The organism is Microbacterium sp. Y832 (genome assembly GCF_057669765.1).
In genome coordinates this window covers 171,818-194,006 of the sequence record NZ_JBYHFM010000005.1, presented here as the reverse complement: position 1 = coordinate 194,006, position 22,189 = coordinate 171,818, and the positions used below count along the sequence as shown (strand labels likewise).

Sequence of the window (22,189 nt, the reverse complement as noted above, 5' to 3'; positions counted from 1 at the left end):
TCGTGCCCGGGTGAGGCCGAGCCTCTCGCCGGACTCAGGGGGTCGAGGAGCCCGTCATACGGGCGTTCGTCACCGGTCCCCTGCTGCGCATGAAGTCGGCCACACCCGTGGCGAGGTTGGCCCCGATCTGGTCGGCGGGGCGCTTGCGGCCCGCGACCTCGAAGGAGTGACCGCCGCCCTCGATCCACACGAGCTCGGCATCGCGGCATGAGGCCACGGCGTCGCTGAGCTGGACGTGCGGATCGACGAACGGGTCCTTCGTGCCCGAGACGAACAGCTGCGGCGGCACGACGTCGGGAAGGTGCGCGACGCGCAGCTTGGTCGGGTCGCCGGGCGGGTGCAGCGGATACCCGAGGTAGACGAGCCCGGCCGGATCGATCGCGCCTTCGGCAGCGGCCATCGACGCCATCCGCCCTCCGTACGACTTTCCGCACGCCCACACCGCCACGTCGAGGCGCTCCGTCAGCCAGAGCTGCACCGCAGCCCACGCCGCCACGGCGTGCCCTGCCGGACCGGGCATGCGCCGACCCGCTTGCGCGTACGGCAGGTTGAAGCGCAGCGTCGCGACCCCCGCCGCGGCGAGGGCATCGGTGAACCCGACGAGGAACGGATGCCGGTACGCGGCCCCCGCCCCGTGGGCGACAGCGATCGCGGCCCAGGCGCCATCCGGCACCGACAGGTCGGCCGAGAGCTCGACGGTCCCCGACGTCAGGGCGACCGAGATGACGTCGTCAGCGCTCGTCATCGGCCGGGGCCGGCTGCTCGCCCGGACCCTCGGGCGACGGGTCGACCGGGAGCCTCTCGCCGTACTGCGGCGGTCCCTGCACGGCGGGCTCCGTCACGACGGGCGGTGCCGACGCGAGGGCGGTCGCACCGAGCACTTCGCGCGCGCGCTGCGCGCTGCCGGCGGCCACCGTGACCTCGTAGCGGTCGGCGAGGATCTGCACGACCGAGACGTAGTCACGTCGGCGCCTGACGAACGAGTAGGTGATCATGCTCAGCAGCATCCCGATCGCGATGCCGACGAACAGCACGCCGACGAACGCCTGGATCGGCACCGTCGGCGAGCCGATCACGAGGATCGCCGCGAACAGCAGGCCGAGGAGCATCCCGTTGATGGCACCCGTCCGCGCCGCGACGGCGTAGCCCAGCCGACCCGTGATGCGCTCGACCGAGCGCAGCCCCTGGCCGACGATCGCGACATCCCGCGCCCGCACGTCGGCGGCGATGAGCTCGGAGACGGCTTTCTGAGCACGCTCGTAGGTGGGGTAGCTGGCTACGGTCTGGCCGACATCGCCGAGCCCCTTCGGCACGCGCCCGCCCATCATGCTCATTCCCCCATTCTCCCACGCACCCCGGGCTACGCTGGAACGCGTGAGTACGCAGAGGGTCTTCGTCGCACGCCTGGCCGGGTGCGCCGTCTTCGACCCCGCCGGCGACCGGCTCGGCAAAGTGCGCGACGTCGTCGTGATCTACCGGAAGAGCGATCCGCCACGAGTCATCGGCCTCATCGTCGAGATCCCCGGCCGACGGCACGTCTTCGTCTCGATCGGGCGCGTGACATCGATCGCGCTCGGGCAGGTCATCACGACGGGCCTCATCAACGTGCGTCGCTTCCAGCAGCGCGGCGGTGAAGTGCGTGTCATGGCCGAGCTGCTCGGGCGGCGCGTGAGCCTCATCGACGGGTCGGGCGACGCCGTCATCGAGGACGTCGCGATCGAGCGCAACCGCGCCGGCGAGTGGGATGTCGGGCAGCTGTTCCTGCGTCGGCCGCGCACGAGCGCTTCGCCGTTCGCGAAGGGGCCGACGACGTTCGCCGCGTGGTCCGACGTACGCGAGCGCGGAGCGCAGGGCGCGGCGCACTCCGCCGAGCAACTCGTGGCGACGTACTCCGACCTCAGACCCGCCGACCTCGCCAACACGCTGCTCGACCTGCCCGACGAGCGCCTGCTGAAAGTCGCCGAAGAGCTCTCCGACCACCGGCTCGCCGATGCGCTCGAGGAGATGCCCGAAGACGACCAGGTGCACATCCTCGAAGCGCTCGGCGACGAGCGGGCCGCCAACATCCTCGATGCGATGGAGCCCGACGACGCGGCCGACCTTCTCGGGCAGCTCTCCGAGGAGCGCTCCGAGGAGCTGCTGGATCTCATGGAGCCCGAAGAAGCCGAAGACGTGCGCGCCCTGCTGCAGTACGGCCCCGACACGGCCGGCGGCCTCATGACGAGCGAGCCGATCGTGCTGTCCGCCGATGCGACGGTCGCCGAGGCGCTCGCCCTCATCCGCCGGCACGAACTGCACCCCGCGCTGGCTGCCGCGGTCTTCGTGACCCTCCCCCCGTTCGAGACCCCGACGGGCCGGCTGCTCGGCACCGTGCATTTCCAGCGGATGCTGCGCTATCCGCCGCACGAGCGGCTCGGAGCGATCGTGGACGATTCCCTCGACCCGGTCGCCGCGACCGCGTCGGCCGCCGAGGTGGCGCGCCTGCTTGCGAGCTACGACCTCGTCTCGGTGCCCGTCGTCGACGAGGCACGGCGCCTCGTCGGGGCTGTGAGCGTCGACGACGTGCTGGACTACCTGCTGCCCGATGACTGGCGCTCGCACGACGGCAGCGACGCCGCACCGGTTCAGGAAGGCCGCCGGTGATGGCGCGCGCCCCGCGCCGCACGCCGGCGCTCGATGCGCCGCGCGGCCGCTCGGGCATGCTCACCCCGCGCACTCCGCAGCCCTCGCGCGACCGTTTCGGTCGCGCGACGGAATGGGTCGCGCGCAACATGGGCACCCCGGTCTTCCTGCTCGGGCTCACGCTGTTCTGCGCCGCCTGGCTCGCGTGGAACACCCTCGCCCCCGTCGAGGCGCGCTTCGATTCGGCGGCGAACGGCTTCACGGCCCTGACGCTGATGCTGTCCCTGCAGGCGTCCTATGCCGCTCCGCTCATCCTTCTGGCGCAGAACCGGCAGGATGACCGCGACCGCGTGCAGATCGAGCAGGACCGGCAGCGATCCGAGCGAAACCTGGCCGATACCGAGTACCTCGCGCGCGAGGTCGTCGCCCTGCGGATGGAGATCGCGCACGATCGCTCCGAAGCCGTCACGAGAGACGACCTGCGCGCCGAGCTGCGGGCGCTCCTCGAGCAGCTCGACGAGCGTGACGAGCAGCGCCGAGAGGACCCCTCGTGACGGCAGGAGCCACCGACGCGGTGCGCCGCGCCGTGGGCGCCGTCATCGACCCCGAGCTGCGCCGACCGCTGGCCGACCTGGACATGCTGCGCGACATCTCGGTCACAGAGTCCGTCGCGCACGTGGGGATCGCCCTCACGATCGTGGGATGCCCAGCCGCCGACCGCATCTCGCGCGAGGTCCGTGCCGCCGCGGCATCCGTCCCGGGGGTCTCCTCGGTCACCCTCGAGGTCGGCGTCATGTCTCCCGCAGAGCGTGCCGCGCTCACCGAGAAGCTCCGCGGGGGCCGCGCGCCCCGCGAGATGCCGTTCGGACCCGACTCGCTGACGCGTGTCATCGCCGTCACAAGTGGCAAGGGCGGCGTCGGAAAGTCGACGGTCACCGCCAACCTCGCCGTCGCTCTCGCCGCGCGCGGCCTGTCGGTCGGCCTCATCGACGCCGACGTGCACGGTTTCTCGATTCCCGCCCTCCTCGGGCTCGTCGACGCGGACGGCGGCGCCCCACAGCCGACCCGGATCGACGATCTCATGCTGCCCCCCGTCGCCTACGGTGTGAAGGTCATCTCGATCGGCATGTTCCTGCGGCGCTCGGGCGACGACGGACCGCTCGGCGCCGTCGCCTGGCGCGGCCCCATGCTGCACCGCACCGTGCAGCAGTTCCTCACCGACGTGCACTTCGGTGACCTCGACGTCCTGCTGCTGGACATGCCGCCCGGCACGGGCGACGTGGCGATCTCGGTCGGTCAGCTGCTGCCCAACGCCGACGTGCTCGTCGTCACGACGCCCCAGTCCGCGGCATCCGACGTCGCCGTGCGAAGCGGCCTGGTCGCCCGCCAGACGGGCCAGCGCGTCATCGGCGTCGTCGAGAACATGGCCGCGATGACCCTGCCCGACGGATCGCGTCTGGCGCTGTTCGGTGAAGGAGGCGGCGCCGAGGTCGCCGCCGCTCTCACGACCCCCGAGGCGGCCGTGCCGCTGCTCGCATCGGTTCCGCTCAGCGCGGCTCTGCGTGCGGACGGGGATGCCGGCACGCCGGTCGTCGTCGCCGACCCGGGCGATCCCGCGGCACAGGCCATCAATGCGCTGGCCGACGCTCTTGCGGCCCGGCCCCGGGGGCTGGCGGGACGGTCGCTGCCGGTGAACCCGATCTGACGCGGAACCGGGGTCAGGTCGCCTCGGAGTCGAACGGCGGACGGTCGCCGGGTCGGAACGGGTCAGACGGGCGCTGGGCTGCGACCGGTGGTGTCGTGACAGCCGGGCGCGAGAGCCCGCTCGCCGATGCGACGGGGGCGTCCTCGAGCAGGGCTTCGCGGATGATGCGACGCGGGTCGTACTGACGCGGGTCGAGAGTCTTCCAGTCGACGTCGGCGAACTCCTCGCCCATTTCGTCTTTCACGCGCGTGCGCGCCGTCGTCACCCAGTCACGCGCACGCCGCGTGAGCCCCGCGAGCGCCTCGGCGTAACGAGGCAGTCGCTCGGGGCCGATGACGAACGCGGCGATGAGACCGATCAGCAGCAGCTTCTCGATCGTGAGGCCGAAGAACATGAAAGAAGGTTACCGTCGCGCCTGGCGTGCGGGCGTCCGGGCGACACGTAGGCTGAGCGCGGAGGAAGCCAGAATGCGCGAATACGACGCGAATCAGCGATTCGTCGCCGAGGTGACGATCGAACCCGACCACATCGCCCGCGCGCGTCAGCACGCTCTCGAACTGGGTGCCGAGCCGATCAGTGCGGCCGTCGGCGCGCAGTGCGCCGTGCTCGCCGCGGCTTCGCAAGCACTCAACATCGTCGAGATCGGCACGGGCGCCGGCGTCTCGGGCCTCTGGCTGCTGCACGGCTCGCCCCGCGCGACGCTCACCACGATCGACAACGAACCCGAGCACCTGGGTGTCGCACGACAGGCGTTCGCAGAGGCGCGCGTGCCCGCCGCGCGCGCACGCTTCATCACCGGCCGTGCGGCGGACGTCCTCCCCCGCATGAACGAAGCGTCCTACGACATCGTGCTCGTCGACGCCGACCCCGAGGGCGTCATCGAGTACGTCGAGCATGGCCTGCGCCTCGTGCGCACGGGCGGCCTCGTTCTCGTCCCGCGTGTCCTGAACGGGGGCGCCGTCGCCGACCCCGTGCGCCGCGACCCGGTCACCGCCGCATACCGCTCACTCATCCAGGAGACGCAGTCCTCCCCCGCCGTCATCGGTGCGCTCGCGATTGCGGGCGAAGGGCTGCTGCAGCTGACGACCCTGCCGACCGAGGACACCTCGGGACGCGGCATCCGGAGATGACGGAACGGCCGGCCCGAAGACCGGCCGTCCGTTTCGCCTCTGCGGATCAGGCGGGGTTCACAACTCCGCCGAGGACGCCGTAGAGCTCCTTCGCCTCGGCGTCGTTCACGGACACGACGAGGCGTCCGCCTCCTTCGAGCGGAACCCGAACAATGATGAGTCGGCCTTCCTTGACGGCCTCCATCGGCCCGTCTCCGGTTCTCGGCTTCATGGCTGCCATAGCGGCTCCTTTTCCTCAGGTCTGCCCGGCAAGTTTACCGAAGACACGGCAAGTGCTCCGCGTGGCGGATTCGCGCGTCATGGAATCTGCCAGAACGTGTTCCCGAGCGCGTACATGTTGTAGATCCACCACCACTGGCCGACGAGGCACGCCACGAGCACTCCTCCGCGCCACCAGGGCGAACGAGGAAGCGCCGCGGCGCCCCACAAGGGCGAGAGCGGCACGAGCAGCCGGAAGATGCTCGACTGGGGAAAGAACACCAGGAGCAGGTAGACGAGGTAGCTGGCCGACCAGAACCGCAGATCCGGGCCGAGCCGCTTGATGTGCGGCTCGAACAGCAGCAGCGCCGCGATCCCCGCGATCGCGACCCCGAGGGCGATGTAGCCGGCGATCGCGCCCGCCCCCCACACCTCGAACCAGAAGCCCGCGGCCTGCACGAATCCGTCCAGCGGAACGAAGTGCGCGTCGGCGTCGGCGATCCAGTTGCGCCGCCACGCGAGCTCCGTCGCGAGATACGCCCCCGGGTCACCCGTCACGATGCCGGCGAGCACCTGCCAGGAGAAGCCCACGACGACAGCGAGCAGGCCGGTCGCGATGATATGCACGATGTGCGATACGGGCAGCGCCTCACGGCGGCGGATGAACCAGCGGTGGATGCCGTGCAGTCCGAGCAGCAGCGCGAAGGCGAGGATGCCGGGGCGCGTGTAGCCCATCAGCGGGATGAGCAGGTAGAGCCACGCATACCGGCGCTCCTGCACGCAGCGCAGCGCCAGGAAGAGCCACAGCAGGAAGAGAGACTCGGCGTACCCGACCTGGAACAGCGCCGCGAGCGGTCCGCAGGCGAAGAACACGACGGCCCACATGCTCGCCGATGCACCCAGCCGTCGCCGGAGCAGGCCGTGAAGCGCGAGGCAGGCGAAATACCCCGCGATGAGCGAGATGAGGACGGCGCCCGCGCCCCACGACCCCAGCGGCAGTCCCACGATGCGTGAGAGAAAGGCGTAGACCGGCATGAACGCCCACGCGTTCTCACCGACGTCGCCCGCGTCGGTGACGGGCAGTTCGCTCGGGTAGCCCTGCGTCGCGACGAGCCAGTACCACTGCGCATCCCAGCCCAGCACGAAGGAGCTGAGCGGCGGGTTCGGGCCGTAGCGCGACCCGGGGCCGGACAGGGATGCCGCGAGCACGAAGAAGCCCGTCGTGATGAGCCTCGCGACGACGTAGACGATCCCGATCTGCGCCGCCGTCGGCAGGGTGCGCCAGGCCTCGGCGGCGCGCCGGGTCGTTGTCGGTGTCAGGTCAGCCACGTCCGCAGCCCGCGTTCGACCTCGATGATCTGCGCGAGCGGCACCCGCTCCTCGTCGTGGTGGGCGAGGTGGGGGTCGCCGGGACCGTAGTTGACCGCGGGCACGCCCATCGCCGAGAAGCGGGCGACGTCGGTCCAGCCGTACTTGGGTCGGGGCTCGGCGCCGACTGCCGTCAGGAACTCCTGCGCGAGCGGCGCGTCCAGGCCGGGGCGCGCGCCGGCGGCGAGGTCGACGACCTCGAGGTCGAACCCGCTGAAGACGTCGCGCACGTGCTGCTCGGCCTCGACGACATCGCGGCTCGGAGCGAAGCGGTAGTTGACCTCGACCTCGCACGCATCCGGGATCACGTTGCCCGCGATGCCGCCGCGGATGCGCACGGCGTTGAGACCCTCGCGGTATTCGAGACCCTCGACGGCGACCTCGCGCGGACGGTAGTCGGCGAGGCGCGCGAGGATGGGAGCAGCCTTGTGGATGGCGTTCTCGCCGATCCATGCCCGGGCACTGTGGGCCCGCACGCCATCGGTGCGCACGATGGCGCGCAGGTTGCCGTTGCAGCCGCCCTCGACCTGCCCGTTCGACGGTTCGCCGAGGATCGCGAAGTCGGCCGCGAACAGGTCGGGCCGGGTCGCGGCGAGACGCGTCAGGCCGTTGAGGTCGGCGTCGACCTCTTCGTGGTCGTACCACATCCACGTGATGTCGACCCGCGGATCGGCGAGGTCGTGGGCGAGCTTGAGCTGCACGGCGACGCCGGCCTTCATGTCGACCGTGCCGCGCCCCCACAGGTGGGCCTCACCGTCGATCACGATGTCGCGCGTGGGCAGGTTGTCGTTGAGCGGCACGGTGTCGATGTGCCCCGCGATCACGACGCGCTGCGCGCGCCCTCGATTCGTGCGGGCGACGATCGTGTCGCCGTCGCGGTGTACCTCGACGTGCGGCAGGGCGATGACCGCTTCGTGGATCGCGTCAGCGAGAACGGTCTCGTCGTCCGAGACGCTCGGGATGTCGCAGATCGTGCGGGTGAGGTCGATCGAGGTCGCGGTGAGGTCGAGCGCCGGCATCCCCCGATCCTATGACGGATGCCGCGTGCTCCCCGCTCGGACGGTGCCCTCCGCCCCGATACGGTGGAGGCATGAGTGACGAGCGATGGGTATGGGGTCTGGGCCTCGCGACGACGGCTGAGAACGGCACGGTCCTGGACACGTGGTTCCCTTCGCCCGCGGCGGGACGCCTGCCGCTGGGCTACAACCCCGCGATGCCCCCGCAGGAGCTCGAGCGGCTCGCTGTGCCCGACCCGCGGCGGGCGGTGACCGTCGATGTCGTCGCGCTCGAGATCGACCTCGACACGCCGCCCGTGTCGACCTCCGACGCCTATCTGCGCCTGCACGCCCTGTCGCACCGGCTCGTACGCCCCAACGACGTCAACCTCGACGGCGTCTTCGGGCATCTTCCCAACGTCGCCTGGACCAATGCCGGCCCCGTGCACCCCGATGACCTGACGCGGCTGCGCCCGCTCCTCATGCGCGACGGCGTGCAGGTGCAGTCGCTCGACAAGTTCCCCCGTCTGCTGGACTACGTCACTCCCCCCGGCGTGCGCATCGGCGACGCGAGCCGCGTGCGCCTGGGCGCGCACCTCTCCCCCGGAACGACCGTCATGCACGAAGGCTTCGTGAACTTCAACGCCGGCACCCTCGGTGCATCCATGGTCGAGGGGCGCATCTCGCAGGGGGTCGTCGTCGGCGACGGCAGCGACATCGGCGGCGGCGCATCCATCATGGGAACCCTCTCGGGCGGCGGTTCGCACAAGGTGTCGATCGGCGCGCGGACGCTTCTCGGCGCCAACGCCGGCATCGGCATCTCGCTCGGAGACGACTGCATCGTCGAGGCGGGCCTGTACGTGACGGCGGGATCCAAGGTGATCCTGGCCGACGGTCCGCCCCGCCACGACAACTCCCGCCCCGTTGTGAAGGCGGCCGAGCTGTCGGGCCAGGACGGCCTGCTCTTCCGCCGGAATTCGCTCACGGGCGGGGTCGAGGCCGTGCGTCGGTCCGGCGTCGGCGTCACCCTGAACGAGGCTCTGCACGCGTAGGATGCGGGCATGACGCAGCGCCTGCCGAAGAAGACGTACGAAGACGAGCTGCGACGCCTGCAGGCACAGCTCGTCGACATGCAGGCCTGGGTCCAGGCGACGGGGGCACGCGTCGTGGTGATCTTCGAGGGCCGGGATGCCGCGGGTAAAGGCTCGACCATCAAGCGCATTTCCGAGTACCTCAATCCCCGTGTGACGCGCATCGCCGCGCTGCCCGCTCCGACCGAGCGCGAGAAGTCGCAGTGGTACTTCCAGCGTTACGTCCCGCACCTGCCCGCCGCCGGCGAGATCGTCCTGATGGACCGCTCCTGGTACAACCGCGCCGGTGTCGAGCACGTCATGGGGTACTGCACCAACGCGCAGTACCACCGCTTCCTGCACCAGGCACCGATCTTCGAACGCATGCTGGTCGAAGAGGGCATCCTGCTGCTCAAGTACTGGTTCAGCGTCTCGGACGTCGAGCAGGAGAGACGGTTCCGCTCCCGCAACGAAGACCCCATGCGCCGGTGGAAGCTGAGCCCGAACGACGTGCTGTCCATCACCAAGTGGGAGGACTACTCCCGCGCGAAGGACACGATGTTCGTGCACACCGACATTCCCGAAGCGCCCTGGTTCGAGGTCGACAACGAAGACAAGCGGCGCGGACGGATCAACATGATCCACCACCTGCTGTCGCAGATCCCCTACGAGGTCATCGAGCGCGATCCGATCGAGATCCCCGAGCGACCCGCGCCGGGCGGCTATGAGCGACCGCCGCGCGATGAGGACAACCTCGTTCCCGACTACGCCGCGACACTCACGCGGCGCTGATACCTCGACTTCCTCGCGCGCTCGCGCGTTGTCCCACAGCACGGAGCGTTTGACAACCCCATCCGCATTCCTCTCCTCCTCGGCGTACACCAGTACGCACCGGTTCATCGCCGGAAGTCGAGAGGAAGAACCATGTCAGAAAGTTATGGACAGGGCGCCGCGGCAGGATCGGGTGCCGGAGCGGACGCCTCGTCGGGGAGCGTCGAGACGGCGAAGCACGAAGCGGCCGACGTCGCCCGCACAGCCGGCGAGGGCGCGGGACACGTCGTGGATACCGTGAAGTCCGAAGCGGGTCACGTCGCCCACGAAGCCACGTCACACGCGAAGGACCTGTTCGCCCAGACGCAGCACGAACTGAAGGATCAGGTGGCCGCGCAGCAGACGCGACTGTCCGAGGAACTGCACACCGTCGGGGACGAGCTCGGGTCGATGGCGCGGAGCGCGGAGTCGCCGGGTCTCGCATCCGACCTCGTGCAGGCGGCATCCGCTCGGCTCACGAGCGCCGCGTCGTGGATCGGCGACCGCGATCCGGACTCACTGCTGCAGGACGTCAAGGCATTCGCGCGTCGGCGGCCCGGCGTCTTCATCGCGGGCGCCGCGATCGCCGGTGTGCTGGTCGGCCGGCTCACCCGGGCGCTCGCCGAGAATGCCAAGGACGAGCAGAGCGCCGACTCGGGATCGGGGTCACCAGCGCCTTCGATGCCGGTGGCACCCGCCACGCCGCCACCCGCGCCCCGTGCTCAGCCGGTCGCCGAGCGCACACCGGTCTACGACGACACGCTGCCCGGCAGCGGGATGCCGCGGGCCGGAGTCGGCGAGGGAGGAGTGACTGATGACCGACGCAACTCCTTCTGAGGAGAAGGCCGCAACGACGTCGCTCGGGGATCTGATCAGCGAGGTCACCCAAGACATATCCACCCTCATGCGGCAGGAGCTGGAGCTGGCCAAGGCCGAGATCAAAGAGACCGTGACCCACAGCGCGAAGGGTGCGGGGCTCCTGGGCGGTGCCGGATACGCGGCGCTCATGGCGGTCTTCTTCCTGTCGCTCGCCCTGTGGTGGGCGCTCGGGACACTGGTCGGCGGGGGCTGGTCCGGCGTCATCGTGGCCGCCCTGTGGGGCGTCATCGCCCTGATCCTGTTCCTCGTGGGACGAAAGCAGATGAAAGAGGCGAAGGGAGTTCCGCAGACGGTCGACAGCCTGAAGCAGATCCCCGACGCCTTGAAGAGAAATGAGGAGAACCGATGAGTGACACACCTGACCAGATCCGCGCAGGCATCGAGCGCACGCGCACCGAACTGAGCGGAGACGTCGACGCGCTCGCCGACAAGGTGACGCCGTCGAAGATCATGGACCGCCAGACCGACAAGGTGAAGAAGGCCTTCTCGTCGGTGCGGGAGCGTGTCATGGGCGCGGCCGACGATGCCGGCTCGTCCTTGCACGGAGCCGGCTCATCCGCTGCCGATGCCCTCTCGGACAGGGGGCGTCGCGTCGCCGCGAAGGCCGAGGGAAACCCCCTGGCCGTCGGCCTCATCGCCTTCGGCGTCGGCCTGCTGGCGGCATCCCTGCTGCCGACGACCCCGCGCGAGAAAGACGTCGCGACCACGGTGAAGGACCAGGCGCAGCCGCTCGTGGATACCGTCACGGATGCTGCGAAAGAGATGGGCGAGCACCTCAAGGAACCCGCTCAGGAGGCTGCGGCGTCACTGAAGGACACTGTCTCGGAGGCCGTGTCCAACGTGACGTCCGAGGCCGAGACGGCCAAGGACGACGTGGTCGGGCGCACCCAGGAGGCGCGTCAGAACATCTCTGACAGCTGAGCCGTTCGCCGCGTGGCGGCGGGGCACAGCCCCGCCGCCACGCCTCTAGAGGNGGGTAGATGGTGTGTAGGCGTCAACAGGGGGTCCATGAAAACCTTTCTTATCTTCTGCGTTTTTTACCGTGGGTTTGTGCCCCCCCCCCCCCCCCCCACGCCTCTAGAGGAGTTTCCATGGCACGCGAAGCCCGTTCCGAAAAGCGCGACGACCTCACCGCACCCGACCCGGAGCACCCGGCCAAACCGGACTCGGTGACCGACATCACCAAACGATCCTGGACCTACGTCGTGAAGAAGGTGGTGCGCGAGTTCTCCGCCGATCACTGCACCGACCTCGCGGCCGCGCTCACATACTTCGCCGTACTCTCGATCTTCCCGGGCCTGCTCGCCGTCTTCTCGCTCCTGGGCATCCTCGGTCAGAGCCAGGCGGCGACAGACGCGATCCTCGGAATCGTCGACGATGTCGCGCCAGGCGACGCCGCCGCGGTGCTGCGGGGGCCGATCGAGCAGCTCGCCGGGTCGCCGGCGGTGGGCTTCGCTCTCGTCACCGGTATCGTCCTGGCGATCTGGTCTGCGTCGGGTTACGTCGGGGCCTTCAGCCGGGCAATGAACAGGATCTACGAGATCGAAGAGGGTCGGCCCTTCTGGAGGCTCAAGCCCGTCCAGCTCATGGTGACGATCATCGCCGTCGTCCTCATAACCGCGGCGACACTGCTGCTCGTGGTCTCCGGCCCGGTTGCCGAGGCGCTGGGACAGGCCCTCGGCGTCGGCGAAGGGGTCGTGACCGTGTGGCAGATCGCCAAGTGGCCCGTCCTGGCCTTCATCGTGGTGCTGATCCTCGCCGTGCTGTACTACTTCACCCCCAACGCGAAGCAGCCGAAATTCCGATGGATCAGCATCGGGGCGCTCGTTGCGATCGCTGTCCTGGCGATAGCGACGGCAGGGTTCGGGTTCTACGTCTCGAACTTCGGAAACTACGAACGCACGTACGGCTCGTTTGCAGGCATCATCATCTTCCTGCTGTGGCTGTGGATCGCGAATATGGCGCTTCTGCTCGGCGCTGAGTTCGATGCCGAGATCGAGCGGGGCCGTCAGCTCCAGGCGGGTATCGCGGCAGAAGAGGAAATCCAGCTCCCACCCCGGGACACGACCAAGATCGAGAAGGCGGCGAAGGCCGAAGAGAAGGACATCGAGGAGGGACGGCGCATCCGCGAGCAGCATGCCTCCGACGAAGAGCGCCTGCGCTGACGCGTGTCAGCACCGGCGCTCTGGCCGAGCGTCAGGCCTGCTCGTCCTCTTCGGGCTCGAAGGTCGATTCCACCCCGGTGAAGCCGGCGGCGACGCCGTCCGGGTCCGCGGGGATCGTGCTGTCCTTGCCGAGGCCGCCGACTTTCGGCTCGGCTCGGTCGTCTTCCAGCTCAGAAGCGTTCTCGAGGGCGTCGTCGTTCGCGCGGGTCTCACGGTCGTCGTTCATGGGGTCCTCCTCCGTCGTGCGTGAGAAGAGCCTGACACGACGACGCCGCCGCGCGAAGGGGTTGACGAAACGCTGCTCGAGCGTCAGCCGACGCCGGGGTAGTTGCGCTCGCCGGCGCCGATGTACAGCTGCTGCGGGCGACCGATCTTGCTCTGCGGGTCGTTGATCGACTCACGCCACTGCGCGAGCCATCCCGGCAGCCGCCCGATCGCGAACAGCACGGTGAACATTCGCGTGGGGAACCCCATCGCCTTGTAGATGACACCCGTGTAGAAGTCGACGTTGGGGTAGAGCCGGCGGTCCTGGAAGTAGCTGTCGTTGAGAGCGATCTCCTCGAGCTCTTTCGCGAGATCCAGCAGCGGGTCGTGCACGCCGAGCTCACGCAGCACCTCGTCTGCCGATTCCTTAACGAGCTTCGCGCGCGGGTCGTAGTTCTTGTAGACACGGTGTCCGAAGCCCATGAGCTTGACGCCGTCTTCCTTGTTCTTGACCCGCTCGACGAAACGCTGCACGCTCTCACCCGAATCGCGGATGCGGGCGAGCATGTCGAGCACCGCCTCGTTCGCGCCGCCGTGCAGTGGGCCGTAGAGGGCGTTGATGCCCGCCGAGATCGACGAGAACTGGTTCGCCCCGGTCGAGCCCACCAGACGCACGGTCGAGGTGGAGGCATTCTGCTCGTGGTCTTCGTGCAGGATCAGCAGACGCTCGAGCGCGCGCGACATGACCGGGTTGACCTCGTACTCCTCGCTCAGCACACCGAAGTTCAGCTTGAGGAAGTTGTCGACGAAGCTCAGCGAGTTGTCGGGGTACAGGAACGCCTGTCCGATGCTCTTCTTGTGCGCATACGCCGCGATGACGGGCAGCTTGGCCAGCATACGCACGGTGTTGAGCTCGACGTGCTCGGGGTTGTGCGGGTCGGACTCGTGCTCGTAGTAGGTCGACAGAGCCGAGACGGCTGAAGACAGCACCGACATGGGGTGCGCCGTGTGCGGCAGCGCCGAGAAGAAGCGCTTGAGGTCTTCGTGCAGCAGGGTGTGCCGACGGATGCGGCCGTCGAAGTCGGAGAGCTCGCTCGCGGTAGGCAGCTCGCCGTACGTGAGCAGCCAGGCCACCTCGAGGTACGTGCTGTTCTTCGCGAGCTGCTCGATGGGATACCCGCGGTAACGCAGGATGCCCTGATCGCCGTCGATGAAGGTGATGGCCGACTTGGTGGCCGCCGTGTTGACGAAGCCGTAGTCCAGCGCCGTGTGGCCGGTCTGGCGGGTGAGCGTCGAGACGTCGATGACAGGAGCGCCATCCGTCCCGTGCAGCACGGGCAATTCCGCCGTGCGATCCCCAACCGTGAGGGTGGCCTTGTCCTGCTGGGTGCTCGCGTCGCTCACGCCGCCTCCTCGCGATGTTCTTGGGTGTGCGGTGATGCTGTCCGCACGGGCGCCGGCCGGTCAAGGCCGCCGCCGTCGGACTGCTGCAAGGGCGAGGGATGCCACGCCTCTGCGCCGTTACAGCCTAATGGGCGTGGCGCACAGCTTCGGACACCGCCAAAGGTATGCCGAATCCGGTGGAGGATTCCTCCTGCTGCCCGATCCTTCAGAACCGTGGCGGGCGGCCTGTCAGGATGCGGAGGCGCGGCGCAGTCGCTCGGCGGCGGCGGCGATGCGCTCGTCGGTCGCCGTGAGCGAGAGCCGGACGTGCTGCGGATGGTGCTCCCCGTAGAAGTGCCCGGGGCCGGCGAGGATCCCGAGGACGGCAAGGCGGTCCATGCTCTGCCACGCGTCACGGCCTTCGGTCGCCCACAGGTACAGGCCCGCCTCGCTGCGATCGACCCGGAAACCCGCAGCCTCCACGGCGGGGCGCAGCACGTCGCGCCGAGCGCGGTAGCGCTCCTTCTGCACTGCGACGTGCTCATCGTCGTCCAGCGCCGCCGTCATGGCGCGCTGAACGGGAGCGGGAAGCATCAGACCCAGGTGCTTGCGCCCCGTGAGCAGTCGCGCGATGAGAGCGGGGTCACCCGCGAGGAACGCGGCCCGGTACCCCGCGAGGTTCGATTGCTTGCTGAGCGAGTATGCCGCGACGATGCCGCTCAGATCGCCGCCCGTGACGCGCGGATCCAGCGCCGAAGGAATGCGCTCGTGATCCCACGGCGCGTCCCACCCGAGCTCGGCATAGCACTCGTCCGACGCGAGGACCGCGCCGAGCTCACGCGCACGGTGCACGGCAGCGCGCAGCGCGTCGACGTCGAGCACGCGTCCGTCAGGGTTGCCCGGTGAGTTGATCCACACGAGCCGCGTCTTCTCGGGCCACTGCGACGGGTCGTCCGAGGCGAAGTGTGTCGCACCCGCGAGGCGCGCGCCCACCTCGTAGGTCGGATACGCCGCCGTCGGGTGCACGACGATGTCGCCGGCTCCGAGATCGAGGAGCAGCGGCAGCAGAGCGACGAGCTCTTTCGAGCCGACCGTCGGGAGCACGTTCCCGGGCGTCAGGCCCGATACGCCGCGGCGCCGCTCGTACCACTGCGCGATCGCGGCCCGGAGCTTCGGGGTGCCCATCGTCTGCGGATAGCTGTGCGCGTCCGTCGCGGATGCGAGGGCTTCGGCGACGACGGCGGGAGTCGCATCGACGGGCGAACCGATCGACAGGTCGACGATCCCGTCCGGATGGGCGCGCGCCCGCTCTGCGTAAGGCAGGACGGCGTCCCACGGATAGTCGGCGAGGTCGGCGACCCCCATGCTCAATGCTCCTGCGGAGGAAGAGCAGCCACGACGGGGTGGTCCTTGGGGATCACGCCGGTCTTGGCGGCGCCTCCCGGGGAACCCACGTCGTCGAAGAACTCGACGTTGGCCTTGTAGTAGTCCTGCCACTCAGCGGGCAGGTCATCTTCGTAGTAGATCGCCTCGACGGGGCAGACCGGCTCGCATGCGCCGCAGTCGACGCATTCGTCGGGGTGGATGTAGAGCATCCGATCGCCCTCATAGATGCAGTCGACCGGGCATTCGTCGATGCAGGCACGGTCCTTGAGGTCCACGCAGGGAAGGGCGATCACATACGTCACGCCCTCCAGTCTAGTTCGCCTCGGGAGCGCCTCGGTCCCTCACGGGGGCTGTCGTCGCGACGGGCGACGGCCACGCGATCACGAGCGCCACGATGACCGGCAGGGCGAGCGTCCACACCGTGCCCAGCGTCGATTCGGGCACGATGACCGAACCGCCGGGACCGCGTCCCGAGAAGACGAGACTCGCGATCGTCATGCCCAGGCCGGTCGCGAGAGCCGTCCACCGGTCCCCCGTCAGCAGACGCACGGCGACCACGAGCGCCGTGCAGCCGACCAGCGCGAGGACGAGGCCGAGGGGCAGACCGACGAGCGTGTACGCGTGCGCGATCGTGCCCGCCAGACCGTATACGGCGCCGACGACCAGCGCGACGATCCACGTGCTGACGCGCGTCCACGAGTAACCCACCGCGTCAGCCTACGCCGCCCAGCCCCACAGCCGCATGAGCGCGGCGACGACCGCCGCAGCCACGACGACGACGAGGAACGGCGCGCGCAGCATGAGCAAGCCTGCCGCGACGAGCACGGCGGGAACGCGGGCATCGAGGATGATGCCCTGCCCCACGCCGAACGTCTGCACCGCGACGAGTGCCGCCAGCAGCGCGACGGTGAGCAGGTCGGCCGTGCGCGCGGGGCGCGGCGCCTCGAGCCAGCGCGGGGGCACGAGATACCCGAGCGTCTTCAGCGCGACGCACACGATGGCCGCGACCAGGACGGCAGTCCACATCGTCATGGCAGACCCTCCCGCTCCGGCACGTCCTCACCCGTCGACGGGCCCGCCGACGGACTGTCGAGCCAGTTGAACCAGCCGACGACGATCGCGACGAGCGCCGCGACGATCACCGGCAGGCCCGGCATGAGCACGGGCGTGAGGATCGTCGCGACGACGGCCGCTGCGATACCGACGGCGATCGGCTGCCGACGCGTGAGCCGCGGCCACAGCAGCGCGAGGAAGGCGGCTGCCGCCGCGGCATCCAGTCCGTAGGCCTTGGGATCGCCCAGCACGTCGCCCAGCAGCGCTCCCGCGAGGGTCGACAGGTTCCAGCCGATGTAGATGCCGATTCCGGTGACCCAGAAGCCCACCCTGCGGGCGTGCCGTGTGCGCTGGGCGAGCGAGACCGCCGTCGACTCGTCGATCGTGAAGTGCGCCGCGGCAGCGCGCGTGAAGAACCCGGCGCCGATCACATGCGACATCCGGATGCCGTAGGCGACGTTGCGGACGCCGAGGAGCGATGCCGAGGCGATCGCCGCCGGCGCCGCCGCCAGTCCCCCGGCGCCGACGACGCCCACGAACGCGAACTGGGACCCACCCGTGAACATGAGCAGACTCAGGACGCAGGTCTGCCAGACGTCCAGCCCCGAGGCGACGGCGAGCGCGCCGAACGAGATTCCGTACGCGCTCGTCGCGAGCGCGACGCCGATCCCCTCGCGGGCGGCACGACGCGCCTCACCGGGCTCGTGCGCGTCATCGAAGGCGGGATCGAGCGTCACTCGATGAGCCTACCCAGGCTCAGCCGCGGGACTGCGTCACACGTTGGCGTCTTGGCGCTTGAGACGCGACGTCGCGCGACCACGCTCGGTCTGGCTCAGGATCACCTTGCGGATGCGCACCTTCTCGGGCGTCACCTCGACGCATTCGTCGTCGCGTGCGAACTCGAGGCTCTCTTCGAGCGAGAGCTGACGCGGCGGCGTCATCGACTCGAACGTGTCCGAAGTCGAAGCGCGCATGTTGGTGAGCTTCTTCTCCTTCGTGATGTTGACGTCCATGTCATCGGCGCGGGAGTTCTCTCCCACGACCATGCCTTCGTAGACCTCTTCGGTGGGCTGCACGAAGAAGCTCATGCGCTCCTGCAGAGCGATCATGGCGAACGGCGTCGCCACGCCCGCGCGGTCAGCGACGATCGAGCCGTTCTGACGCGCCTGGATATGGCCTGCCCAGTCGTCGTAGCCGTGCGAGATCGCGTTCGCGATTCCCGTGCCACGCGTCGTGGACATGAACTCGGTGCGGAAGCCGATGAGGCCGCGCGAGGGCACGACGAACTCCATGCGCACCCAGCCGGTGCCGTGGTTCGTCATGGTCTCCATGCGTCCCTTGCGGGCCGCCAGCAGCTGCGTGATCGAACCGAGGTACTCCTCGGGGGCATCGATCGTCAGGTGCTCGAACGGCTCCTTCACCTTGCCGTCCTCGCCGCGGCGCGTGACGACCTGGGGCTTGCCGACAGTGAGCTCGAATCCTTCGCGGCGCATGTTCTCGACGAGGATCGCGAGAGCCAGCTCACCGCGGCCCTGCACCTCCCACGCGTCGGGGCGACCGATGTCGACCACCTTGAGCGAGACGTTTCCGATGAGTTCGCGGTCGAGGCGGTCCTTCACCATGCGCGCCGTGAGCTTGTGGCCCTTGACCTTGCCGACCAGCGGCGAGGTGTTCGTGCCGATCGTCATCGAGATCGCGGGATCATCCACCGTGATCGCCGGCAGCGGCCGGACGTCTTCGGGGTCGGCGATCGTCTCGCCGATCGTGATCTCTTCGATGCCGGCGATCGCGACGATGTCGCCGGGGCCGGCGGACTCAGCGGGGTAGCGATCGAGAGCGCGGGTCTTCAGCAGCTCCGTGATGCGGGCGTTCGACTGTGTTCCGTCGTGACGGACCCACGCGACCGTCTGGCCCTTCTTCAGCGTGCCGTTGAAGACGCGCAGCAGCGCGAGACGGCCGAGGAAGGGATTGGAGTCGAGGTTCGTGACCCACGCCTGCAGGGGCGCCTCGTCGTCGTACGACGGGGCCGGCACGTGCTCGAGGATCGCACCGAAGAGCGGCTCGAGGTCTGCGTTGTCAGGCAGCTCGCCGTTCTCGGGACGGTTGAGCGAGGCAGCGCCTGCGCGACCGGAGGCGTAGACGACGGGCACGTCCAGCAGCGCGTCGACGTCGAGGTCGGGCACGTCGTCGACGAGGTCCGACGCGAGACCGAGCAGCAGATCGTGCGCTTCTTCTTCCACCTCGGCGATGCGCGCATCGGGGCGGTCGGTCTTGTTGACGAGCAGGATGACGGGAAGCTTCGACTCGAGGGCCTTGCGCAGCACGAAGCGCGTCTGCGGCAGCGGCCCTTCACTCGAATCGACGAGCAGCACGACGCCGTCGACCATCGACAGGCCGCGCTCGACCTCGCCGCCGAAGTCGGCGTGGCCGGGCGTGTCGATCACGTTGATCGTGACGGGGACGTCGCTGTGGACACCCGTGTAGGTGATTGCCGTGTTCTTGGCGAGGATCGTGATGCCCTTTTCGCGCTCGAGGTCGTTCGAGTCCATCGCGCGCTCTTCGAGGTGCTCGTGTGAGCCGAACGAGCCGGTCTGACGCAGCATCGCGTCGACGAGCGTGGTCTTGCCGTGGTCGACGTGGGCGACAATCGCCACGTTACGGAGGTCCGGACGGAGGGCACGCGCCATGAGGGGGATCCTTGCAAAGTTTGGGAAGCGGAGAGGCCGAAACTCGAGGGTCCGACGTTCCAGTTTATCGCAGACGCCTGGACAGATCCCGTATGTGCCCGTCCCGGAGTGTCAGCCGGCGTCGCGCTCGGCCTGCAGCAGCTGGTGTCGCAACGTGCGTCGCGCGGCCTGCACATCGGGGTCGGGCACGGGGATCGCGGCGATGAGCCGCTGCGTGTACGGCTCCTTGGGGGCCCGCAGAATCTGGTCACGTGTCCCCTGCTCGGCGATCTTGCCGTGATGCAGCACGATGATCCGGTCGGCCATCGCATCGACGACGGCGAGGTCGTGACTGATGAACAGACATGCGAACTGGTGCTCGGCCTGAAGCTGAAGCAGCAGCTCGAGCACGCGCGCCTGCACCGACACGTCGAGGGCGCTCGTGGGCTCGTCGGCGACGAGCAGTCGCGGCTGCAGGGCGAGGGCCCGAGCGATGCCGACGCGCTGCTTCTGCCCCCCGGACAACTCGTGCGGGTACCGATTACGGTAGCTGCGCGGCAGGTTGACTTCGTCCAGCAGGGTCTCGACGCGCTTGTCGAGCGCTGCGCCCTTCGCCTCGCGAGCGAGCAGAATCGGCTCGCCGATGCTCTCACCGATGGGCAACCGCGGATTGAGGGATGACGACGGGTCCTGGAAGACGATGCCGACCTTGCGGCGCAGCGACGAGATCGTCTTGCGCGCACCCGAGCTGATGTCGATGCCGTCGACCACGAGCTTGCCCTCGGCGATCGGCTGCAGCCCGATCGAGGCGCGCCCGATCGTGGACTTACCGGAGCCCGACTCGCCGACGAGGCCGACGATCTCGCCCTGGCCGATCGCGAGCGACACGTCGTCGACGGCACGGAACGCCGCGACACGCCCGCGCTTGCCGTACTCGATCGACACTCCCGACAGCTCGAGCACCGGCGCCGTGACGGGGGCGACGCTCGGGGCGCGCTCGGTCACGTCGATGCCGGCATCCACCTCCTGGACGACGTGGGCGAGGCTCTCCACGACATCGACGACGTCATCATCGCCCGCACCCTCGCCGAGGCGGGGCACAGCGGCCAGCAGAGCCTGGGTGTACGCGTCGCGCGGGTGCTCCAGCACCTGCCGCACGTCGCCCTGCTCGACGATCTCGCCGTCCTTCATCACGACGATCCAGTCGGCGAGGTCTGCGACGACACCCATGTCGTGCGTGATGAGCAGGATCGCGGAGTCGAGGCGATCGCGCAGGTCGCGCAACAGGTCGAGGATCTCGGCCTGGACGGTGACATCCAGTGCCGTCGTGGGTTCGTCCGCGATGAGCAGAGCGGGGTCGAGGCTGATCGCCTGCGCGATCATGGCGCGTTGACGCTGCCCGCCCGAGAGCTGGTGCGGGTACGACGCGAACGCCTTCTCGGGGTCGGGCAGCCCCACGAGCCCGAGCAGCTCGATCGCGCGGGCCCGCGCCTCGGACGGGCTCTTCGCCGTGTGCGCGCGGATCGCCTCGACGACCTGGAACCCGACCGTGAGCACGGGGTTGAGTGCCGTCATCGGCTCCTGGAAGATCGCGGCGACCTGCGGGCCGCGAAGCTGCCGCAGCTGGCGCGAAGTCATGCCGACGATCTCACGGCCGTTCACCTTGATGCTGCCGCGCACACGGCTGTTGCGCGGCAGCAGGTCGAGAACCGCCATCGAGCTCGCGCTCTTGCCCGAACCCGACTCTCCGACGACCGCGACGACCTGGCCTCGTTCGATCGAGTACGTGAGGTTCTTCGCCGCGGGAACCCAGACGTCGTCCACCGCGAAGTCGACGCTCACGTCGGACATCTCGAGGGCGGGGCCGTTCGGCTGATCGGTCGTGCTCATGAAGTGATCCTCCCTGGCTCGCGACGGGGGCCGCCCCGACGCGAGGATGACAGAATGACCGGATGCCGCGGCTCGTCTTCCGTCCGATGTTCAATCGAGTACTGAGCGTCACGATCTGGGTGGCGCTGGCCGCCCTCGCGGTGTCCGCGCTCGTGGTGCCCGCCGCGGGCGGGGCGGCATCGGGACTGCTCCTGGGTGCGGCATCCGCAGCCGCGCTCGTCTGGGCGCTGCTGTGGGCGCCGTTCGTCGCCGTCGATGACGACGCCGTGACGATCGCGAACGTCGTCGTGCGATACCGCGTGCCGTGGGCCGCGGTCATCCACGTCGAGACGCGGTACTCGCTCGTCGTGCACACGCCCGGACGCCGCATCAGCGCGACGGCTGCACCGGCCCCGGGCGCCATGGCGGGTGTGCGCGCCGCGCGCGCGCACCGGCGATCCGAAGAGACCTCGGCTCCCGGCATCCGCCCGTCGGATCTGCCGACGACCGACTCGGGCCGCGCCGCCGATCTCGTGCGCGGTCGGTGGCAGGAGGGTCTGCGTGCAGGCCGCATCGAGGCCGGTGTCGCGGACGCGACGCCCGTCGCCGTGAGCCCGCGCACGCTGTCGGTCGCGGCGATCGTCGCCGGCGCCGCGGGACTCGTGTGTGCAGCGCTGCTGATCTGA

At 69.3% G+C, this 22,189-nt stretch carries 26 protein-coding genes; 11 read left to right on the top strand and 15 right to left on the bottom strand.

Annotated features, from left to right (window positions below; genetic code table 11):
• Positions 1 to 34: 34 nt before the first annotated feature.
• Positions 35 to 745 carry an alpha/beta hydrolase family protein gene (locus tag AC25YV_RS11525; protein ID WP_488123983.1) on the bottom strand — a complete coding sequence of 237 codons (711 nt, stop codon included), beginning with the start codon at positions 743 to 745 and terminating at the stop codon, positions 35 to 37.
• Positions 732 to 1,334 carry a YflT domain-containing protein gene (locus tag AC25YV_RS11520; protein WP_488123982.1) on the bottom strand — a complete coding sequence of 201 codons (603 nt, stop codon included), beginning with the start codon at positions 1,332 to 1,334 and terminating at the stop codon, positions 732 to 734. Before AC25YV_RS11520 ends, AC25YV_RS11525 begins: the two co-directional genes overlap by 14 nt.
• Before the next feature lie 40 nt (positions 1,335 to 1,374).
• Between AC25YV_RS11520 and AC25YV_RS11515 the strand changes: the two genes are divergently transcribed.
• Genes AC25YV_RS11515 through AC25YV_RS11505 form a run of 3 tightly spaced genes read left to right on the top strand, consistent with a single transcriptional unit; the run spans position 1,375 to position 4,327 of the window.
• Positions 1,375 to 2,643 (top strand): magnesium transporter MgtE N-terminal domain-containing protein, encoded by a 1,269-nt coding sequence (locus AC25YV_RS11515; protein ID WP_488123981.1) that lies wholly within the window; start codon positions 1,375 to 1,377, stop codon positions 2,641 to 2,643.
• Positions 2,643 to 3,176 carry a DUF1003 domain-containing protein gene (locus AC25YV_RS11510; RefSeq protein ID WP_488123980.1) on the top strand — a complete coding sequence of 178 codons (534 nt, stop codon included), beginning with the start codon at positions 2,643 to 2,645 and terminating at the stop codon, positions 3,174 to 3,176. Before AC25YV_RS11515 ends, AC25YV_RS11510 begins: the two co-directional genes overlap by 1 nt.
• The gene (locus tag AC25YV_RS11505) at positions 3,173 to 4,327 is read left to right on the top strand and encodes an Mrp/NBP35 family ATP-binding protein (RefSeq protein WP_488123979.1); all 1,155 of its coding nucleotides are present in this window, start codon (positions 3,173 to 3,175) and stop codon (positions 4,325 to 4,327) included. The genes AC25YV_RS11510 and AC25YV_RS11505 overlap by 4 nt, the downstream gene beginning before the upstream one ends.
• Positions 4,328 to 4,340: 13 nt before the next feature.
• Here AC25YV_RS11505 and AC25YV_RS11500 read toward each other — a convergent pair whose 3' ends face one another.
• Positions 4,341 to 4,721, bottom strand: coding sequence for a twin-arginine translocase TatA/TatE family subunit (locus tag AC25YV_RS11500; protein ID WP_488123978.1), 381 nt, complete (start codon positions 4,719 to 4,721; stop codon positions 4,341 to 4,343).
• A gap of 73 nt (positions 4,722 to 4,794) precedes the next feature.
• Here AC25YV_RS11500 and AC25YV_RS11495 point away from each other — a divergent pair, with 73 nt between their 5' ends.
• A complete protein-coding gene (locus tag AC25YV_RS11495; RefSeq protein WP_488123977.1) occupies positions 4,795 to 5,457 on the top strand; it encodes an O-methyltransferase in 663 nt (220 codons plus the stop codon).
• A gap of 46 nt (positions 5,458 to 5,503) precedes the next feature.
• Here the strand turns inward: AC25YV_RS11495 and AC25YV_RS11490 are convergent, their stop codons facing one another.
• The 3 genes from AC25YV_RS11490 to dapE all read right to left on the bottom strand — a co-directional run bounded on the left by AC25YV_RS11490 (position 5,504) and on the right by dapE (position 8,042).
• The gene (locus tag AC25YV_RS11490; RefSeq protein ID WP_137845070.1) at positions 5,504 to 5,677 is read right to left on the bottom strand and encodes a DUF3117 domain-containing protein; all 174 of its coding nucleotides are present in this window, start codon (positions 5,675 to 5,677) and stop codon (positions 5,504 to 5,506) included.
• A 77-nt stretch (positions 5,678 to 5,754) separates the two neighbouring features.
• The gene (locus tag AC25YV_RS11485) at positions 5,755 to 6,984 is read right to left on the bottom strand and encodes a hypothetical protein (RefSeq protein ID WP_488123976.1); all 1,230 of its coding nucleotides are present in this window, start codon (positions 6,982 to 6,984) and stop codon (positions 5,755 to 5,757) included.
• Positions 6,972 to 8,042, bottom strand: coding sequence for a succinyl-diaminopimelate desuccinylase (gene dapE / locus AC25YV_RS11480; protein WP_488123975.1), 1,071 nt, complete (start codon positions 8,040 to 8,042; stop codon positions 6,972 to 6,974). The genes AC25YV_RS11485 and dapE overlap by 13 nt, the downstream gene beginning before the upstream one ends.
• A gap of 71 nt (positions 8,043 to 8,113) precedes the next feature.
• Here dapE and dapD point away from each other — a divergent pair, with 71 nt between their 5' ends.
• The 6 genes from dapD to AC25YV_RS11450 all read left to right on the top strand — a co-directional run bounded on the left by dapD (position 8,114) and on the right by AC25YV_RS11450 (position 12,942).
• A complete protein-coding gene (gene dapD, locus AC25YV_RS11475) occupies positions 8,114 to 9,070 on the top strand; it encodes a 2,3,4,5-tetrahydropyridine-2,6-dicarboxylate N-succinyltransferase (RefSeq protein WP_488123974.1) in 957 nt (318 codons plus the stop codon).
• Positions 9,071 to 9,079: 9 nt separating this feature from the next.
• Entirely contained in the window at positions 9,080 to 9,880 is an 801-nt protein-coding gene (gene ppk2 / locus AC25YV_RS11470) for a polyphosphate kinase 2 (RefSeq protein WP_488123973.1), read from the top strand.
• A 132-nt stretch (positions 9,881 to 10,012) separates the two neighbouring features.
• On the top strand, positions 10,013 to 10,735 hold the full coding sequence (locus AC25YV_RS11465) for a hypothetical protein (RefSeq protein WP_488123972.1): 723 nt from the start codon (positions 10,013 to 10,015) through the stop codon (positions 10,733 to 10,735).
• Complete coding sequence (locus AC25YV_RS11460) at positions 10,713 to 11,126, top strand: phage holin family protein (protein WP_488123971.1); 414 nt, start codon at positions 10,713 to 10,715, stop codon at positions 11,124 to 11,126. The genes AC25YV_RS11465 and AC25YV_RS11460 overlap by 23 nt, the downstream gene beginning before the upstream one ends.
• Complete coding sequence (locus AC25YV_RS11455; RefSeq protein WP_488123970.1) at positions 11,123 to 11,698, top strand: DUF3618 domain-containing protein; 576 nt, start codon at positions 11,123 to 11,125, stop codon at positions 11,696 to 11,698. Before AC25YV_RS11460 ends, AC25YV_RS11455 begins: the two co-directional genes overlap by 4 nt.
• 170 nt (positions 11,699 to 11,868) lie before the next feature.
• Entirely contained in the window at positions 11,869 to 12,942 is a 1,074-nt protein-coding gene (locus tag AC25YV_RS11450) for a YihY/virulence factor BrkB family protein (protein WP_488123969.1), read from the top strand.
• 31 nt (positions 12,943 to 12,973) lie between these two features.
• Here AC25YV_RS11450 and AC25YV_RS11445 read toward each other — a convergent pair whose 3' ends face one another.
• From AC25YV_RS11445 to AC25YV_RS11405, 9 genes are all read right to left on the bottom strand, one after another.
• Positions 12,974 to 13,168 carry a hypothetical protein gene (locus AC25YV_RS11445; protein WP_488123968.1) on the bottom strand — a complete coding sequence of 65 codons (195 nt, stop codon included), beginning with the start codon at positions 13,166 to 13,168 and terminating at the stop codon, positions 12,974 to 12,976.
• Positions 13,169 to 13,251: 83 nt separating this feature from the next.
• On the bottom strand, positions 13,252 to 14,550 hold the full coding sequence (locus AC25YV_RS11440) for a citrate synthase (RefSeq protein ID WP_488123967.1): 1,299 nt from the start codon (positions 14,548 to 14,550) through the stop codon (positions 13,252 to 13,254).
• 228 nt (positions 14,551 to 14,778) lie between these two features.
• The gene (gene dapC / locus AC25YV_RS11435; protein ID WP_488123966.1) at positions 14,779 to 15,894 is read right to left on the bottom strand and encodes a succinyldiaminopimelate transaminase; all 1,116 of its coding nucleotides are present in this window, start codon (positions 15,892 to 15,894) and stop codon (positions 14,779 to 14,781) included.
• 2 nt (positions 15,895 to 15,896) lie between these two features.
• Positions 15,897 to 16,217, bottom strand: a complete 321-nt coding sequence (fdxA, locus tag AC25YV_RS11430) for a ferredoxin (protein ID WP_488123965.1) — start codon at positions 16,215 to 16,217, stop codon at positions 15,897 to 15,899.
• A gap of 10 nt (positions 16,218 to 16,227) precedes the next feature.
• Complete coding sequence (locus AC25YV_RS11425) at positions 16,228 to 16,623, bottom strand: histidinol dehydrogenase (protein WP_488123964.1); 396 nt, start codon at positions 16,621 to 16,623, stop codon at positions 16,228 to 16,230.
• 9 nt (positions 16,624 to 16,632) lie between these two features.
• On the bottom strand, positions 16,633 to 16,947 hold the full coding sequence (locus AC25YV_RS11420) for an AzlD domain-containing protein (protein ID WP_488123963.1): 315 nt from the start codon (positions 16,945 to 16,947) through the stop codon (positions 16,633 to 16,635).
• On the bottom strand, positions 16,944 to 17,705 hold the full coding sequence (locus tag AC25YV_RS11415) for an AzlC family ABC transporter permease (RefSeq protein ID WP_488123962.1): 762 nt from the start codon (positions 17,703 to 17,705) through the stop codon (positions 16,944 to 16,946). The genes AC25YV_RS11420 and AC25YV_RS11415 overlap by 4 nt, the downstream gene beginning before the upstream one ends.
• Before the next feature lie 36 nt (positions 17,706 to 17,741).
• Positions 17,742 to 19,655, bottom strand: coding sequence for a translational GTPase TypA (typA, locus tag AC25YV_RS11410; protein WP_488123961.1), 1,914 nt, complete (start codon positions 19,653 to 19,655; stop codon positions 17,742 to 17,744).
• Positions 19,656 to 19,766: 111 nt separating this feature from the next.
• Positions 19,767 to 21,524: a dipeptide ABC transporter ATP-binding protein gene (locus AC25YV_RS11405; protein ID WP_488123960.1), complete on the bottom strand. Its 1,758-nt coding sequence runs from the start codon at positions 21,522 to 21,524 to the stop codon at positions 19,767 to 19,769.
• 62 nt (positions 21,525 to 21,586) lie between these two features.
• Here AC25YV_RS11405 and AC25YV_RS11400 point away from each other — a divergent pair, with 62 nt between their 5' ends.
• On the top strand, positions 21,587 to 22,189 hold the full coding sequence (locus tag AC25YV_RS11400; protein WP_488123959.1) for a PH domain-containing protein: 603 nt from the start codon (positions 21,587 to 21,589) through the stop codon (positions 22,187 to 22,189).